Source organism: Thauera aminoaromatica (assembly GCF_000021765.1).
In the GTDB taxonomy this organism is placed as follows: Bacteria; Pseudomonadota; Gammaproteobacteria; order Burkholderiales; family Rhodocyclaceae; genus Thauera; species Thauera aminoaromatica.
Genome location: NC_011662.2, coordinates 2,687,370 through 2,702,824 on the forward strand (window position 1 = coordinate 2,687,370; position 15,455 = coordinate 2,702,824).

General features: G+C 70.1%; 12 protein-coding genes. 2 read left to right on the forward strand and 10 right to left on the reverse strand.

What is annotated here, in order from left to right:
* Positions 1 to 33 precede the first annotated feature (33 nt).
* From TMZ1T_RS11835 to TMZ1T_RS11870, 8 genes are all read right to left on the reverse strand, one after another.
* Complete coding sequence (locus TMZ1T_RS11835; RefSeq protein ID WP_012585524.1) at positions 34 to 1,602, reverse strand: acyl CoA:acetate/3-ketoacid CoA transferase; 1,569 nt, start codon at positions 1,600 to 1,602, stop codon at positions 34 to 36.
* 62 nt (positions 1,603 to 1,664) lie between these two features.
* Positions 1,665 to 3,452, reverse strand: a complete 1,788-nt coding sequence (locus tag TMZ1T_RS11840) for an acyl-CoA dehydrogenase (protein WP_012585525.1) — start codon at positions 3,450 to 3,452, stop codon at positions 1,665 to 1,667.
* Positions 3,453 to 3,489: 37 nt separating this feature from the next.
* Positions 3,490 to 3,909 (reverse strand): acyl-CoA thioesterase, encoded by a 420-nt coding sequence (locus TMZ1T_RS11845; protein ID WP_012585526.1) that lies wholly within the window; start codon positions 3,907 to 3,909, stop codon positions 3,490 to 3,492.
* Between the two features lie 13 nt (positions 3,910 to 3,922).
* Entirely contained in the window at positions 3,923 to 4,690 is a 768-nt protein-coding gene (locus tag TMZ1T_RS11850) for a 3-hydroxyacyl-CoA dehydrogenase (protein ID WP_012585527.1), read from the reverse strand.
* Between the two features lie 20 nt (positions 4,691 to 4,710).
* Complete coding sequence (locus TMZ1T_RS11855; protein ID WP_012585528.1) at positions 4,711 to 5,982, reverse strand: thiolase family protein; 1,272 nt, start codon at positions 5,980 to 5,982, stop codon at positions 4,711 to 4,713.
* Positions 5,979 to 6,749: a crotonase/enoyl-CoA hydratase family protein gene (locus tag TMZ1T_RS11860; RefSeq protein WP_012585529.1), complete on the reverse strand. Its 771-nt coding sequence runs from the start codon at positions 6,747 to 6,749 to the stop codon at positions 5,979 to 5,981. The genes TMZ1T_RS11855 and TMZ1T_RS11860 overlap by 4 nt, the downstream gene beginning before the upstream one ends.
* Positions 6,750 to 6,772: 23 nt before the next feature.
* Entirely contained in the window at positions 6,773 to 8,650 is a 1,878-nt protein-coding gene (locus tag TMZ1T_RS11865) for a feruloyl-CoA synthase (protein ID WP_012585530.1), read from the reverse strand.
* 39 nt (positions 8,651 to 8,689) lie between these two features.
* Positions 8,690 to 9,829, reverse strand: a complete 1,140-nt coding sequence (locus TMZ1T_RS11870; RefSeq protein WP_012585531.1) for an ABC transporter substrate-binding protein — start codon at positions 9,827 to 9,829, stop codon at positions 8,690 to 8,692.
* Positions 9,830 to 10,116: 287 nt separating this feature from the next.
* Between TMZ1T_RS11870 and TMZ1T_RS11875 the strand changes: the two genes are divergently transcribed.
* Positions 10,117 to 11,010: a TetR/AcrR family transcriptional regulator gene (locus tag TMZ1T_RS11875; protein WP_144312164.1), complete on the forward strand. Its 894-nt coding sequence runs from the start codon at positions 10,117 to 10,119 to the stop codon at positions 11,008 to 11,010.
* 25 nt (positions 11,011 to 11,035) lie between these two features.
* Here TMZ1T_RS11875 and TMZ1T_RS11880 read toward each other — a convergent pair whose 3' ends face one another.
* A complete protein-coding gene (locus tag TMZ1T_RS11880) occupies positions 11,036 to 11,569 on the reverse strand; it encodes a PadR family transcriptional regulator (protein ID WP_012585533.1) in 534 nt (177 codons plus the stop codon).
* A gap of 222 nt (positions 11,570 to 11,791) precedes the next feature.
* Here TMZ1T_RS11880 and TMZ1T_RS11885 point away from each other — a divergent pair, with 222 nt between their 5' ends.
* Positions 11,792 to 14,695: a crotonase/enoyl-CoA hydratase family protein gene (locus TMZ1T_RS11885; protein ID WP_012585534.1), complete on the forward strand. Its 2,904-nt coding sequence runs from the start codon at positions 11,792 to 11,794 to the stop codon at positions 14,693 to 14,695.
* Between the two features lie 370 nt (positions 14,696 to 15,065).
* On the opposite strand, the gene TMZ1T_RS11890 is transcribed toward TMZ1T_RS11885, so the two are convergent.
* Complete coding sequence (locus TMZ1T_RS11890) at positions 15,066 to 15,407, reverse strand: zinc ribbon domain-containing protein YjdM (RefSeq protein ID WP_004306142.1); 342 nt, start codon at positions 15,405 to 15,407, stop codon at positions 15,066 to 15,068.
* Positions 15,408 to 15,455 lie beyond the last annotated feature (48 nt).

Sequence of the window (15,455 nt, forward strand, 5' to 3'; positions counted from 1 at the left end):
CCCCGGGCGGCCGCCCGGGGTCGAGCCCGCGTCTCAGCTGTGCAGGATCTCGTAAAGCCGGCCCCAGCGCTCGCTGAAGATGCCGGCGTCCATCTCGCGCACGCGCTCCATGCGCGGCACGAAGTCCATGTGGGCGAGGATGTCGCGCTCGATGTCGACGCCGGGCGCCACCTCGAGCAGTTCCATGCCGCCCTCGCGGGTGAGCTGGAACACTGCGCGCTCGGTGACGTACATCACCGTCTGCCCCACCCCGGCGGCGTAGTGGCCGCTGAAGGTGATCTGCTCGACGTGGTCGAGGAACTTGCGGCTCGTGCCCTCGCGGACGATCTCGAGGCGGCCGTCGGCGGCGCGGATCTCCAGCCCGCCGGCGGTGAAGGCGCCGCAGAACACCACCTTCTTGGCGTTCTGGGTGATGTTGATGAAGCCCCCGCAGCCCACCGGCCGGCCGCTGAACTTGGAGACATTCACGTTGCCATGGACGTCGGTCTGGGCGAGCCCGAGGAAGGCCACGTCGAGGCCGCCGCCGTCGTAGAAGTCGAACTGGTAGCCCGGGTCGATGGTCGCATCGGCGTTGCTGGCGTGGGCGAAGTCGAGCCCGTCGGCGGGGATGCCGCCGATCGGGCCGGTCTCCAGGGTCAAGGCCATGAGGTCCTGCACGCCCTCCTCGGCCGCGATCGAGGCGATGCCGGCGGGCACGCCGATGCCGAGGTTCACGATCGCGCCGTGGCCGAGCTCGACCGCGGCGCGGCGGGCGATGATCTTGCGTTCGTCGAGCGGCAGCCGGCGCAGCGAACCGACCGGCACGCGGATGTCGCCGGCGAAGGCGCGGTTGTACTGCGTGCCCATGGTCTGCATGTGGTTCTCGGGACGGCCCACGACGACGTGGTCCACCAGGATGCCCGGCACCTTGACCTGCTTCGGATGCAGGGTGCCGTTCTGCACCACCTGCAGCACCTGCGCGATGACGATGCCGCCGTTGCGCTTCGCGGCCTGGGCGATCGAGATCGACTCGTTGAAGATGCCCTCGTCCTCGACCGTGAGGTTGCCGTTCTCGTCGGCGGTGGTGCCGCGGATCAGCGCGACGTCGATCCGCGGCGCGCGGTAGAACAGCCACTCCTGCCCGTCGAAGTCGACGCGCTCGACGATCTCCTCGCTGGTGGCCGAGTTGAGCTTGCCGCCCTCGATGCGCGGATCGACGAAGGTCTCCAGGCCGACCTTGGTGATCAGCCCGGGGCGGCCTGCCGCCATCTCGCGCGGCAGCACCACCAGCACGCCCTGCGGCAGATTGTAGGCCTCGATGCGGCTGTCCATGATCAGCTGCATCAGCACCGGCCCGCCCACGCCGAAGTGGCCGCCGACGATGCGCTTGATCATGCCCGGCTGGGTGAGGTGGAAGATGCCCTTGTTCTTGCCGTTGCCGAGCCCGCAGGCGTGCCAGATCGTCATGTCGCGCGGATGACCGGTGGCCTCGAAGCGCTCGCGGATCGAGATCGCGACCTCCTCGGCGAAGCCCGCCAGGCCCACGCCGCTGCAATACAGCGTGGCGCCGTCCTTGATCAGCTTGCCCGCCTCGGCGGCGGGAATGACTTTCGATTTCGACATTGGTCCAGTTCCAATTTTTGCACCCGGCAAGGCATCGGCCTGCCCTGCCGGGCGGACGGTGATCAGAAGGCCGCTTCGTCGAAGCGGGTCAGTGCACCGCCGGCCTCGCGCACGGTGGCGGCATGGGCTGCGGCCTGCGGGCCCAGGGTTGCCATGTAGAAGCGCGCGAGTTCGACGATGCCGTCCAGATACACCGGGTCGCCCTCGCCCGCCGCGTGCCGCGCGCGCGCCGCCAGCGCGGCACGCCCGAGCTGCCAGCCGCCGCACACGGTGCCGAGCAGGTGCAGGAAGGGCACCGCGCCGGCGAGCACCTCGCCAAGCTGCTCGCGGCCGTTGGCGAGGATCCAGTCGGTCGCCGACTCGAGCGCGTCGATCGCCGCGCCCTGGCCGTCGCCGAGCTCGGCGAGCCCCGCGGCCGAGAGCGCCGTGGCGCTCGCGCGCAGCTCGACGATCAGTTCGCGCAGCGTGGCGCCGCCCTCGCGCAGGATCTTGCGCCCCACCAGATCGTTGGCCTGGATGCCGGTGGTGCCCTCGTAGATGGTGATGATGCGGGCGTCGCGGAAGTGCTGCGCGACTCCGGTCTCCTCGACGAAGCCCATGCCGCCGAAGACCTGGATGGCCTCGTCGCACACGTCGTTGCCGAGCTCGGTGCACCAGCCCTTGGCCACCGGCATCAGCAGGTCGACGTAGCGGCGGTGCTTGTCCGCCACCGCGGCATCGGGGTGGTGGTGGGCGATGTCGAACCAGCCGGCGGCGGTGTAGAGCAGCGTACGCATCGCCATCACCCGCGCCCGCATCGACAGCAGCATGCGCTTGACGTCGGGGTGGCACAGGATGGGCCGGCCCGCGGCCCCGCTCACCGCGTCGCGCCCCTGCACGCGCTCGCGGGCGTAACCGAGCGCCATCTGGTAGGCGCGCTCGGCGAGCGCCGCGCCCTGCACGCCGACGCCGAAGCGCGCCTCGTTCATCATCACGAACATGACCTCGAGGCCGCGGTTGGGCTCGCCCACCAGCCAGCCGATCGCGCCGCCGCCCTCGCCGAAGCTGAGCGTGCAGGTCGGGCTGCCGTGGATGCCCATCTTGTGTTCGATCGAGATGCAGCGCACGTCGTTGCGCGCACCCAGGCTGCCATCGGGCTCGACGAGGAACTTGGGGACGATGAAGAGCGACAGCCCCTTCACCCCCGCCGGTGCGTCGGGCAGGCGGGCGAGCACCAGGTGGACGATGTTGGGCGTGAGCTCGTGCTCGCCGTAGGAGATGAAGATCTTCTGCCCGAACAGCTTGTAGCTGCCGTCGGCCTGCGGTTCGGCGCGGGTGCGCGTGGCGGCGAGGTCGGAGCCCGCCTGCGGCTCGGTCAGGTTCATCGTGCTGCCCCACTCGCCGCTCACCACCTTGGGCAGCCAGGTGCGCTTCTGCTCCGCGCTGGCGGCGATCCGCAGCGCCTCGGCCTGGCCCTGGTTGAGGATGGGCAGCATGGTGAAGGCCATGTTGGCGGCGTTCCACATCTCCATCACCGGCGTGGACACCAGCTTGGGCAGTCCCTGGCCGCCGAACTCGACCGGCAGCGACAGGCCGAGCCAGCCCGCGGCACAGAACTGCGCATAGGCCGGCTGCCAGCCCTCGGGGGTGGCGACGCGGCCGCCCTCCAGCAAGCGGCAGCCCTGCTCGTCGCCCGCGCGGTTCAGCGGCGCCAGCACGCCGGCGGCGAAGCGGCCGGCTTCCTCGAGGACGGCGCCGATCACGTCGGCGCTGGCCTCCTCGCAGCCGGGCAGGCGGGCGATGTCGTCGAGCCCGGCGAGCTCGGCGAGGATGAACTGCATGTCCCGCAAGGGGGGCTGGTAGTCGTACATCCGGAGTCTCCTCTCTGTCGTTCTTGTTCTCGCGCGCTCAGCTGCAGGCGGCGCGGAGATCCTCGGGGATCGGAATTGCCTTGATGCGCAGGGGATCCTCCGGGTCCTGGACCGCGAACACGCGCACCTCCCTGCCCTCGCACAGCACGGTGTCGCCGCGCCGCGCGACGTGACGCATCACGAAGCTCTTGCCGCCCCAGTCCTCGACCCAGGACTCGATCTCGATGTCCTCGCCATAGGTGGCCGAGTTGCGGAACTTCGCCTGCGCGTCGACCAGGGGCGCGCCGATGATGCCGCGCGTAGCCGTGGTCTCGCGCCAGCTCGGCACGCCGCAGGCGGTGCAGAACTCGCGGAAGGCGGTGTCGAACCACTTGAAGTAGTTGGCGAAGAACACGATCTGCGCGGGGTCGCAGTCGCTGAACGCGATGCGCATGCGGTGGAGGTGGCGGCGTGCCATGGCGGGCCCCGTCTCAGCGCGCGGCCAGGCGCACCGCGCCGTCTAGCCGGATCGTCTCGCCGTTGAGCATCACGTTGTCGATGATGCTCAGCGCCAGCTTGGCGAACTCCTCGGGCTCGCCGAGGCGCGGCGGGAAGGGCGTGTTCTCGCCGAGCGACTTCTGCACCTCGGGCGGCAGGCCGCGCATCATCGGGGTGATGAACAGGCCCGGCGCGATCGTCATCACGCGGATGCCGAAGCGCGCGAGCTCGCGCGCGATCGGCAGCGTCATCGACACGATGCCGCCCTTCGAGGCCGCGTAGGCGGCCTGGCCGATCTGGCCCTCGTAGGCCGCGACCGAGGCGGTGTTCACGATCACGCCGCGCTCGCCGTCGGCCTGCGGCACCCCCTTGCTCATCGCCTCGGCGGCGAGCCGGATCATGTTGAAGGTGCCGATGAGGTTGATGCGGATCGAGCGCTCGAAGTCGGCGAGCGGCTGCGCGCCCTCCTTGCCGAGCACCTTGCCGGCGTTGCCGATGCCGGCGCAGTTGACCAGCCCCTGCAGGCCGCCGAAGCGGCTCACCGCCAGGTCCACCGCCGCGCGCGCGTCCGCCTCGGCGGAGACGTCGGTGCGGGCGAAGGCGGCGCGCTCGCCGAGCGCGGTGGCGAGCGGCTCGCCCTGCCCGGCATTGAGGTCGGCGATCACCACGTTGGCGCCGGCGCCATGCAGCGCGCGTACCGTGGCCTCGCCCAGGCCGGAGGCGCCGCCGGTGACGATGAAGGTATTGCCTGCGAATCTCATTGCGTTCTCCCGGTCGCCGCTCAGGCGACGTTCTCCACGATCACCGCCACGCCCTGGCCGCCGCCGGCGCAGGCCGAGGCCACGCCGTACTGCAGCCCGGCGGCACGCACGGCGCGCGCCACGGTGTGGGTCAGGCGCACGCCCGAGGCACCGAGCGGATGACCGATGGCGATCGCGCCGCCATGCACGTTGGCCTTGTCGCGGTCGAGCGCGAGCTCGCGCTCGCAGGCGAGGTACTGCGCACCGAAGGCCTCGTTGATCTCGACGCGACCGATGTCCTCGACCGCGATGCCGGCCAGCCGTGCGGCGGCGCGGATCGCCGGCGCCGGGCCGATGCCCATGATCTCGGGCGGCACCGCCACCGCCGCGCCCGCCACCACCCGGGCCAGCGGCTGCAGCCCGTGGGCGCGCACCCAGTCGCCGCGCGCCACCAGCACCGCCGCCGCGCCATCGACGATGGCCGAGCTGTTGCCGCCGGTCTGCACGCCACCAAAGGCGGGCTTGAGCTTCTGCAGGATCTCGAGCGCGGTCGGCCGCACGTGGCCGTCGCGATCGCACACGCTGGCGCGATCGGCGAGGCGGATGCCGCGCGGCTTGTAGCCGTCGAGCTCCCAGGTCTCGTTCGCCAGCGCGCTCACCTCGTCTCCGAACCAGCCTGCCTCCCAGGCCGCCACGCCGCGGGCGAAGCTCTGCGCGGCGAAGCGGTCGACCTCGTCGCGGTCGATGCCATAGCGCACCGCGAGGTTCTCGGCGGTGCCGCCCATCGAGGTCTTCGGTGCGGTGTCCAGCGTGGCCTCCCAGAGGAAGTCCTTGAACTCGACCTGCCCCATGCGGAAGCCCGCGCGGTGGGTGTAGGCCGCCACCGGGTTGCGCGACATCGACTCGGCGCCGACGCAGAGCACGACGTTCGCCTTGCCGAGCGTGATGTGGTCGGCGGCGGTGAGGATGGTGTCGAAGCCGGTGCAGCACAGGCGCTGCACCAGCAGGGCCGGCACGTCGGGATTCACGCCCGAGTACAGCCCGATGTGGCGCGGCAGGTAGTAGGCGTCGAAGCTCGACTGCGCCATGTTGCCGGCGACGATCGCGTCGACCTCGGCGGCGGGGATCCCGCTGTCGGCGAACAGCGCGCGCGCCGCGGCGATGCCGAGGTCGGTCGGCGAGACGTCGCGCAGCACGGTGTTGTAGTCGGCGAACGGCGTGCGGCGGCCGGCCACCAGCCAGATGTCGTCGTAGGCGAGGCCGCGCGCGGCCGCCTCCGACTCGGCGAAGTTACCCATGCCCTGCTTGCTCATTGACGTGCTCCCTGGCCCTTGCGCTGGAGGAATTCGCCGATGCGTGCGGCGATCTCGGGGTTGGTCTGGACGACCGCGGCGGTCAGCGACTCGACGAAGAAGCCGTCGTCGCTGGCCATGTTGTCGATGCGGGCGATCGCGGTGACCATCGCCCAGTTGGCCATCGGCGCGTTCTCGGCGACGCGGCGCGCGAGCTCCTGCGCCTTGGCGAGCGTCTCGCCCGCGCCCACGAGGTAGTGCGACAGGCCGAGGCGCTGGCCCTCGTCGGCGTCGAGGATGCGGCCGGTGAGCATCATTTCGCACATGCGCCCGGCGCCCACGATCTTCGCCACGCGCACCGAGGCGCCCCCGCCGACGTAGATGCCGTGGCGGCCTTCGGGCAGCTGGTAGATCGTGCTGGGCTCGGCGACGCGGATGTGCGCCGCGGTGGCCAGCTCTAGCCCACCGCCGATCACCGCGCCCTGCATCGCGGCGATCACCGGGATGCCGCCGTTCTGGATGCGGGCGAAGATGCGGTGCCAGGACTGCGAGTGCAGCATGGTGCCGAAGGCGTCGCGGTGCTGGTGCTCGGAGAGGTCCAACCCCGCGCAGAAGTGCTTGCCCTCGCCCGCCAGGATGATGGCGCGGGTGCCCTCGGGGGTGGCGACCAGCGCCGCCTCGAGCGCCGCGAGCAGGCGGTCGCTGATCGCGTTGCGCTTGTCCGGACGGGCCAGCAGGAGGGTGTAGATGCCGTCCTCGGACGTGGTCTTGACGAGCTGTTCGGTCATTGCTTGTTCCCTTTCGATGAAAATCACGCCGCCGGATGGACCGTGATGACGGTCTTGTCGAGCACGTCGGCGTAGAGGAACTCGACCAGGTCTGCGCGGCGGGTCAGCACCGCGCGCTGGTTGATGTATCCCTTGTCGGTGATCTCCCCGGCCTCGACCGAGGGCGGCTCCGCCATCAGGATGGCGCGCGTGGGATGGGTGGAGGAGCCCCCGCCCTTCTTGATCATCGCCGCCATGCCCTGCGCGACGCGGCTGCGGATCGCCGGGTTGAGCAGCAGGTCGATGATGTCGGCGTCGGGTGCCAGATGCGGGCACAGGCGGCGGCATTCGGGCAGGTTGGGGAAGATCAGGAAGCCGATCTCGTCGCGGTCGTGGCCGGTGACGACGATGTCCTGCGCGATCGGCGACATCGCGTCGATCCCCGCCACCCGCACCGAGCCCACATGCACCCAGGTGCCGGTGAGGAGCTTGAAGTCCTCGCCGACGCGGCCGTCGTAGAGCAGGCCGCGCTCGGGGTGCGCCGCATCGACGAACTCGACGGCGTCGCCGATCAGGTAGTACCCCTCGTCGTCGAAGGACTTCGCGGTCAGCTCGGGCTGCTTCCAGTAGCCGGTGAAGACGTTGGGCCCCCTGACCCGCACCTCGAGCTTGCCGTGCGAGGGCACGAGCTTGAGCTCGGTGCCGGGCACCGGCACCCCGATCACGCCCGCGCGCACCGCCTGGAAGTGGCAGTCCGTGGCCAGCGGCGCGGTCTCGGTGGAGCCCCACGAGGACACCATGGGGATGCGCGCGCCGACGCTCGCCTCGGACAACGCCTCGAGCTCGTTCCAGAGGTGCTGCGGCAGTGCCGCACCGGCGTACATGATCACCTGCAGGCGGCGGAAGAAGCGCTCGCGCAGGGCGGCGTCCTGGCGCAGGTGGGGCACCAGCATGTCGTAGGCGCGCGGCACGCTGAAATAGATCGTCGGCGACACCTCGCGCAGGTTGCGCAGGGTCTTCTCGATCAGCGCGGGCGTGGGCTTGCCGTCGTCGATGTAGAAGCTGCCGCCCCAGCGCAGCACCATGTTGAAGTCGTGGTTGCCGCCGAAGGTGTGGCTCCACGGCAGCCACTCGCACACTACCGGGCGGTTGCTGCGCAGGAAGGGCCACACCAGCTCCTTGGCGAGCTGGTTCGAGCACATCATGCGCTGGGTGTTGATGACCGCCTTCGGCGTGCCCACCGAACCCGAGGTGAACAGGAACTTGGCGATGGTGTCGGGGCCGACCGCAGCGAAGGCCGCCATGACGGCCGCCTCGTCGGCCTTCGCAGCGGCCTGCGCCTCGATCTGCGCGATGGGCAGCACGCCGGGCTGCGGCTGGCTGCGACTGCCGGCGACGACGACACCGTCGTGCAGGTCGGCCACCGCCGCGATCGCGGGCAGGAAGCGCTCGATCGGGTCGGCGAAGACCACGCCCGGGCGCAGCAGCTCGAAGTTGCCGCGCAGCTTGCCGAAGTCCTTCGACATCAGCGAGTTGCCCGGCGAGATCGGCGCCACCGGCACGCCGACGTGCATCGCCGCCAGCGCCAGCAGGGCATGCTCGATACCGTTGTCCGAGAGGATCACCACCGGCCGCTCGGCCGAGAGCTTCTGGCCGAGCAGCCAGGAGGCGATCGCCACGACGCGGCGGCGGGCCTCGCCATAGCTGAGCCGATCCCATTCGCCGGCGGCGTTGCGCTCGGCGAGGAAGACCTCGTCGGGCTGCACCGCGGCCCAGTGCTCCAGCCAGTCGCCCACGCAGCGCGGGATCGCATCCGGCAGCTCGATGCCCGAACGCAGGATGCGGTCGCCGTTGGGCCGGTGCCGGATGATCAGGTCCGGGTCGGCGAACAGGCGTGCAGCGTCGCGAATGATCTCAGCCATGGCCTCGTCTCCTCCTTTTAGCGTCGCGGCGGCTCGCACTTACTGCGCGACCAGCTTGTAGGCGCCGCCTTCGATGCGGATCAGCACGCGGGAACGGTCGTCCAGGCCGAAGTGGTCGTTCGGGGTCATGTTGAACACCCCATGCACGCCCACCACCTCCTTGCTCGCCTCGAGCGCATCGCGCAGCGCGGCGCGGAACTCGGCGGTACCGGGCGCGCCCTTGGCCTTTGCCGCGGGCACTGCGGCCTCGATCAGGCGGAAGGCGTCGTGGGCATAGCCGGCAAAGGCGGAGAAGCTGCCCGCGCCGTACTGGACCTCGTACTTCGTGACGAAATCGACACCGGAGGCCTTGGAGGGATGGCTGTCGGGAAGCTGCCTGACGACCGAGACCGGCCCCACCGGGAGGATCGCGCCCTCGGCCGCCTTGCCGGCGACACCGAGGAAGGCCTGGTTGGCGGCGGCGTGGGTCTGGTAGATCTGGCCCTTGTAGCCGCGCTCGACCAGCGCGCCCTGCGGCAGCGCGGCGGGGCTGCCCGAACCGGCGACCAGCACGGCATCCGGGCGCGCCGTGGTGAGCTTGAGCACCTGGCCGGTCACCGAGGTGTCGTTGCGGTTGTAGCGCTCGACCACGGTGAGCTGGATGCCGGCCGCCCCGGCGTGCTTGGTCACCGAGTTCAGCCAGTCCTCGCCGTAGGCGTCGGAGAAGCCGATGAAGCCGAGCGTCTTGTAGCCCTTGGACTTCATGTGCTCGACCAGCGCGCTCGCCATCACCTCGTTCTGCTGCGGCGTGCGGAAGACCCACTCGTTGCGCTCGACCGGCAGGGACACCGGGCTCATCGTCACCAGCGGGGTCTTGGTCTCGTGCGCCACCTCGGCCATCGCGGCGGTGGCCGGGGTGCTGGACGAACCGATGATCGCATCCACGCGGTCCTCGGTGACCAGGCGGCGGGCATTCTTGGTGGCCACGGTGGGATCGGTGGCGTCGTCCAGCACGACCAGCTTGACCTTCTCGCCGCCGATCTCGGTCGGCAGCAGGGCGAAGGCGTTCTTCTCGGGGATGCCGAGCGAGGCGGCCGGGCCGGTGGCCGAGAGCGAGACCCCGATGGTGATGTCGGCGAACGCAGCGGAGCTGAGGGTGAAGGTGGCGGAGAGCGCGACGACGAGCTTGGCGAGTTTCATGTTTCCTCCAATTGGCTGGTGTGGTGACCGCTACGGCAAGGGCCGGCGGAAAGTCGGCTGCTCTCTCGCGGGACTGCAGCTCTTCTAGGCTGTGCGCAAGATATCGCTTGACTAACTACCTTGTCAAACACTTGTTCAATTACTTTTTCGATTGACCTTCGGGCATCATCTACCGGAACATCCAGCCGTCCCCCAGGGCCACGAAGCCGCGCGTTGAGCTCGCTTTTCGCTGCGATGCGGCGGAAAATCCGCTCCGGATGAGAGACACGACCCGAAACGAAACCCCCATGAACGCAGCACGACCCGACGGCGCCGCAATGGCGCCCATGACCGACACGGAGGCCGCGATCCTCCAGCTCGCGCGCGAGGCGCCCGAGCTCGGCCAGGTCGCGGTGGCGGAACGGCTCCGCAGCGAAGGCCTGCGGATCTCGCCCTCGGGCGTGCGCTACCTCTGGCAGAAGCACGGCCTCGAGACTGCGGTGAAGCGCCTGCACGCGCTGGAGGAAGGCAGGGGCGCGGAGGCACTGACGGAGGCGCAGCGCCGCCTGCTCGAGCGCGGCCTGCTCACCGAGCGCCTGGCGCGCGGCGAGCAGGCGGAGGACGGAGCGGGCAAAGAGCAGGAGCCGACCGAGCGCCGCCGGCTGATCCTGGATGCAGCTGCACGCCTGTTCTCCGCAGAGGGCTACGACCGCACCTCGATCCGCGACATCGCACGCAACGTCGGCCTGCTGCCCGGCTCGGTCTATCACTACTTCCCGTCCAAGCGCGAGCTCTTCCTCGCCGTTCATCGCGAGGGCTTCGAGCACACGCTCGAGCGCGTCCGTGAAGCGGCCGCGAGCGGTGGCGATCCCTGGGAATGCCTGCGGCGCGCCTGCGAAGCCCACGTCGAAGGCATCGTTGGGGGCACCTCGGTGGATCGCCTGGCGGGGAGCAACCTGGCGACCGCGCAGAACGACGAGCTGCTCAACGAGATCCGTCCCCATCGTGCCGCCTACGAGACCGTGTTCAAGACACTGATCGACGCCCTGCCCCTGCGCGCGGGAACCGATCGCTCGCTGCTGCGCCTGTTCCTGCTGGGCGGGATGAACTGGGTCTATCTCTGGTACCGAGAGGGCAAGCGCTCGCCGCGCGAGATCGCCGACGCGATGGTCGACATGCTGCGCAGCGGCGTGCAGCCCTGAGCGACGCGCGTCCGCCGCGCGGCGCTCATTCCCCCAGCACGCCGATGGCTTCGTCGTACCAGGCGATCCAGCCCTGCTCGTACTGGATGCCGGCCTTCAGGATGAGGTGGTGGATGCGCCGCTGGCGGGTGGGCTCGACCTCGGCGGGAAAGTCGCGCGCCTCGATGGCGCGATAGGCGCGCAGCTTGTCGGCGTGGAGCGCGCGACGGCGATCGAGTTCGGGCAGCAGGCCGAGCGGCCCGGTGACCGCGTCGGCGCGCAGGCGGACCATGAACTCGTCGCGCAACTCGGGCAAGGGCGAGGCCTCGGCGGCCCAGCGCATCAGCTCGTCGCGCCCGGTGGGCAGCACGCTGTAGCTGCGCTTGCGGGTGCGGCCGGCGTCGGGGTTGGCGTCGGAGCGGATCCACCCCGCCTTCTCCATGCGGCCGAGCTCGCGGTAGATCTGCTGATGCGTGGCCTGCCAGAAGTGGCCGATGGACTTGTCGAAACGCCGTGCGAGCTCGTAGCCGGACGAGGGTTGTTCGAGCAGCGAGGTGAGCAGGGCATGGGCGAGCGACATGCACGAAGTCTAGCCGCGCGCAGCAGGAGCATGCAACGCGTTGCATAGTTGGCGCGAATCTTCTACAGTCCTGCAACTGGTTGCATAGTCGGACGGCCGGTGGGCGGCGCAGGCCTGCCCCTGCCCCGCGCGTCTCTCCCTCCCCTCTCCCGCGCGCGGGGCAGACCCTCCCCTGCCGCCCGGCCATGCGACCAGCCCCGATAAAAATCCGCGAGCGAGACGATGGCCACCTACCCGAACCTGTTCCGTCCCCTGGACCTCGGCTTCACCACCCTGCCCAACCGCTTCCTGATGGGCTCGATGCATGTCGGCCTGGAAGAGGCCGAGGGTGGCTTCGAGCGCATGGCCGCGTTCTACGCCGAGCGCGTGCGCGGCGGGGTGGGGCTGATCGTGACCGGCGGCATCGCCCCCAACCTCGAGGGCCGGCCGTGGAGCGGCGGCGCCACGCTGACGACTTCCGAGGAGGCCGCACGCCATCGCGTGATCACCGACGCGGTGCATCGCGAGGGTGGAAAGATCGCCCTGCAGATCCTGCACTTCGGCCGCTACGCCTATCACCCCGAGCAGGTCGCACCCAGCCCGATCCAGGCCCCGATCGCGCCCTTCGTGCCGCGGGAACTGTCCGCCGCCGACGTCGAGCGCACGATCGAGGACTTCGTACGCTGCGCCGAACTCGCCCGCGAAGGCGGCTACGACGGCGTCGAGATCATGGGCTCCGAGGGCTACCTGATCAACGAGTTCATCGTCGCCCATACCAACAAGCGCACGGACGCATGGGGCGGCGCCTTCGAGAACCGCATCCGCTTCGCCACCGAGATCGTGCGCCGCACGCGCGCGCGCCTCGGGCGCGAGTTCATCCTCATCTTCCGCCTGTCGCTGCTCGACCTGGTCGAGGACGGCTCCACCTTCGAGGAGGTGGTGCAGCTCGCGCAGGCGATCGAGGCCGCCGGCGCCACGCTGATCAACAGCGGCATCGGCTGGCACGAGGCGCGCATCCCCACCATCGCCACCTGCGTGCCGCGCGCCGGTTTCGCCTGGGTGACGCAGAAACTCAAGGACCATGTCGGCATCCCGCTGATCGCCACCAACCGCATCAACACGCCCGAAATCGCCGAGAGCATCCTCGCCGAGGGCAAGGCCGACATGGTGTCGATGGCGCGGCCTTTCCTGGCCGACCCGGACTTCGTGCGCAAGGCTGCGGAAGGCCGTGGCGCCGACATCAACACCTGCATCGCCTGCAACCAGGCCTGCCTGGACCATACCTTCGCCGGCAAGATCACCTCCTGCCTGGTGAACCCGCGCGCCTGCCACGAGACCGAGCTGGTGATCGAGCCGACCACGGCCCCGCGCAGGATCGCGGTGGTCGGCGCCGGCCCGGCGGGCCTGGCCTTCGCCACCACCGCCGCCGAGCGCGGGCACAAGGTCGTGCTGTTCGAGGCCGGGGCGCGCATCGGCGGGCAGTTCAACATCGCGATGCAGATCCCGGGCAAGGAGGAATTCGCCGAGACCCTGCGCTACTTCGGGCGCCGCATCGAACAGACCGGGGTCGCGCTGAAGCTGAACACCCGCGTCTCGGCCGCCGAGCTGGCCGGGAAGTTCGACGAGGTCGTGCTCGCCACCGGCATCGTGCCGCGCGTGCCGGAGATCGAGGGCGTGGATCATCCCAAGGTGCTCGGCTACCTCGACGTGCTGCGGGACAGCAAGCCCGTCGGCCGTCGCGTCGCCATCCTGGGCGCGGGCGGCATCGGCTTCGACGTCGCGGAGTACCTGAGCCACGAGGGGATCAGCCCCAGCCTCGCGCCGGCGAAGTTCTACGCCGAATGGGGCATCGACGCGCGCTATGCGAACCGCGGCGGGCTCACCCGCCCCCAGCTCGAAACCGCGCCGCGCGAGATCGTGCTGCTGCAGCGCAAGGCGAGCAAGGTCGGAGAGGGCCTGGGCAAGACCACCGGCTGGATCCACCGCACCGCGCTGAAGAACCGCGGCGTGCGGATGATCGCGGGCGTCACCTACCGCCGCATCGATGACGCCGGCCTGCACGTGAGCATCGGCGGCAAGGACGAGGTGCTGGCGGTCGACAACGTGATCCTGTGCACCGGCCAGGAGCCGCAGCGCGAGCTGCAGGCCGCGCTGGTCGAGGCCGGCATGCGGGTGCATCTGATCGGCGGCGCGGACGTGGCCGCCGAGCTCGACGCCAAGCGCGCGATCAAGCAGGGCATCGAGCTGGCGGCCAGGATCGAGAAGGCGGCATCCGCCCCTGCACTGCTCGCCGGCCAGCTCCCCGCCTCTCCCGGCAGCGCCGGCATCCCCCTGCCGCAGTTCGACACCCTGCGCATCGGCCTCGATGGCCAGGTCGCGCTGGTGACGCTGAACCGCCCCGACAAGGCCAACGCGATGAACCTGCAGATGTGGCAGGACCTGCGCGCCGCGATGCAGTGGGTGGATCGCACGCCCGCGGTGCGCGTGGCGGTGCTGCACGGCGCCGGCGCCAACTTCTGCGCCGGCATCGACCTGCAGATGATGATGGGCATCCTGCCCATGGTGAAGGACGCCTGCGAGGCGCGCACGCGCGAGAACCTGCGCAACCTGATCCTCGACCTGCAGGACACGCTCACCAGCCTGGAGCGCTGCCGCAAGCCGGTGCTCGCCGCCATCCACGGCGCCTGCGTGGGCGGCGGCGTGGACCTGGTGGCCTGCGCCGACATGCGCTACTGCGCGGCGGGGACGTATTTCTCGGTCAAGGAGGTCGACCTCGGCATGGTCGCCGACGTCGGCAGCCTGCAGCGCCTGCCACGCCTGATCGGCGAAGGCATGGTGCGCGAGCTCGCCTACACCGGGCGCCGGGTGGACGGCGCGGAGGCCGGGCGGATCGGCCTGGTGAATCGGGTCTTCGACACGCCCGAGGCCCTGATGGAGGGGGTGATGCAGCTCGCGCAAGCCATCGCCGCCAAGTCGCCGCTGGCGATCCGCGGCACCAAGGACATGCTCAACCACGCCCGCGACCACAGCGTCGCCGACGGTCTCGACCGCGTCGCCACCTGGAACGCCGCGATGCTGCTGTCGGAGGACCTGCAGGCGGCGATCCGCGCCGGCCTGACCAAGCAGCCGCCGAAGTTCCGCGACTGAGCGCGGTCTGAGGGCATGGGCGCATGCGCGTTGTGTCCGTGGCGCGCTGCAGGAGCGACGCAAATCGCGATTGCAGCGTCTCCGCCCTCACCCACGCCTCTCACCCACGCCCATCGCAGCCGCGCCGTGCGATCGCGACTCGCGTCGCTCCTACAAAACCGGCGTGCTTGCCGACCGTGCCCCGGGGTGCGCCGCGGAGCATCTCGAGCGGCTCGGTGATGCGCACCCGGGCAAGCGCAGTAGGAGCGACGCAAGTCGCGATTGCGACGTCTCCGCGCTCGCCCACGCCCCTCACCACCGTGCCGTGCGATCGCGACTTGCGTCGCTCCTACAGAACCGGCGCGGTTGCGGAGCGTTTCCTGACGACCGCTCAATTCTTCTTCACGAACTCCGACTTCAGCTTCATCGCGCCAATGCCGTCGATCTTGCAGTCGATGTCGTGGTCGCCCTCGACCAGGCGGATGTTCTTCACCTTGGTGCCGACCTTGACGACCAGGGACGAGCCCTTGACCTTGAGGTCCTTGATCACGGTGACGCTGTCGCCGTCCTGAAGCACGTTTCCGTTGGCGTCCTTCCACACCTTGTGCGCCTCGGTGGCCTCGGCTGCTGCGAGCTTCGGCCATTCGTGGGCGCATTCGGGGCAGACGAAGTTGTCGCCGTCCTCGTAGGTGTATTCGGAATTGCAGGCGGGGCACCTGGGCAGGCTGCTCATTTCGTTTCCTGATGGATTGGACCGCAGGCGGCGCGACGGCCGCCCGGA

Excerpts from the sequence above, each read along its gene's own strand:
- TMZ1T_RS11835 (WP_012585524.1), bottom strand. The coding sequence starts at position 1,602 with ATGTCGAAATCGAAAGTCATTCCCGCCGCCGAGGCGGGCAAGCTGATC.
- TMZ1T_RS11840 (WP_012585525.1), bottom strand. The coding sequence starts at position 3,452 with ATGTACGACTACCAGCCCCCCTTGCGGGACATGCAGTTCATCCTCGCC.
- TMZ1T_RS11845 (WP_012585526.1), bottom strand. The coding sequence starts at position 3,909 with ATGGCACGCCGCCACCTCCACCGCATGCGCATCGCGTTCAGCGACTGC.
- TMZ1T_RS11850 (WP_012585527.1), bottom strand. The coding sequence starts at position 4,690 with ATGAGATTCGCAGGCAATACCTTCATCGTCACCGGCGGCGCCTCCGGC.
- TMZ1T_RS11855 (WP_012585528.1), bottom strand. The coding sequence starts at position 5,982 with ATGAGCAAGCAGGGCATGGGTAACTTCGCCGAGTCGGAGGCGGCCGCG.
- TMZ1T_RS11860 (WP_012585529.1), bottom strand. The coding sequence starts at position 6,749 with ATGACCGAACAGCTCGTCAAGACCACGTCCGAGGACGGCATCTACACC.
- TMZ1T_RS11865 (WP_012585530.1), bottom strand. The coding sequence starts at position 8,650 with ATGGCTGAGATCATTCGCGACGCTGCACGCCTGTTCGCCGACCCGGAC.
- TMZ1T_RS11870 (WP_012585531.1), bottom strand. The coding sequence starts at position 9,829 with ATGAAACTCGCCAAGCTCGTCGTCGCGCTCTCCGCCACCTTCACCCTC.
- TMZ1T_RS11875 (WP_144312164.1), top strand. The coding sequence starts at position 10,117 with ATGAACGCAGCACGACCCGACGGCGCCGCAATGGCGCCCATGACCGAC.
- TMZ1T_RS11880 (WP_012585533.1), bottom strand. The coding sequence starts at position 11,569 with ATGTCGCTCGCCCATGCCCTGCTCACCTCGCTGCTCGAACAACCCTCG.
- TMZ1T_RS11885 (WP_012585534.1), top strand. The coding sequence starts at position 11,792 with ATGGCCACCTACCCGAACCTGTTCCGTCCCCTGGACCTCGGCTTCACC.
- TMZ1T_RS11890 (WP_004306142.1), bottom strand. The coding sequence starts at position 15,407 with ATGAGCAGCCTGCCCAGGTGCCCCGCCTGCAATTCCGAATACACCTAC.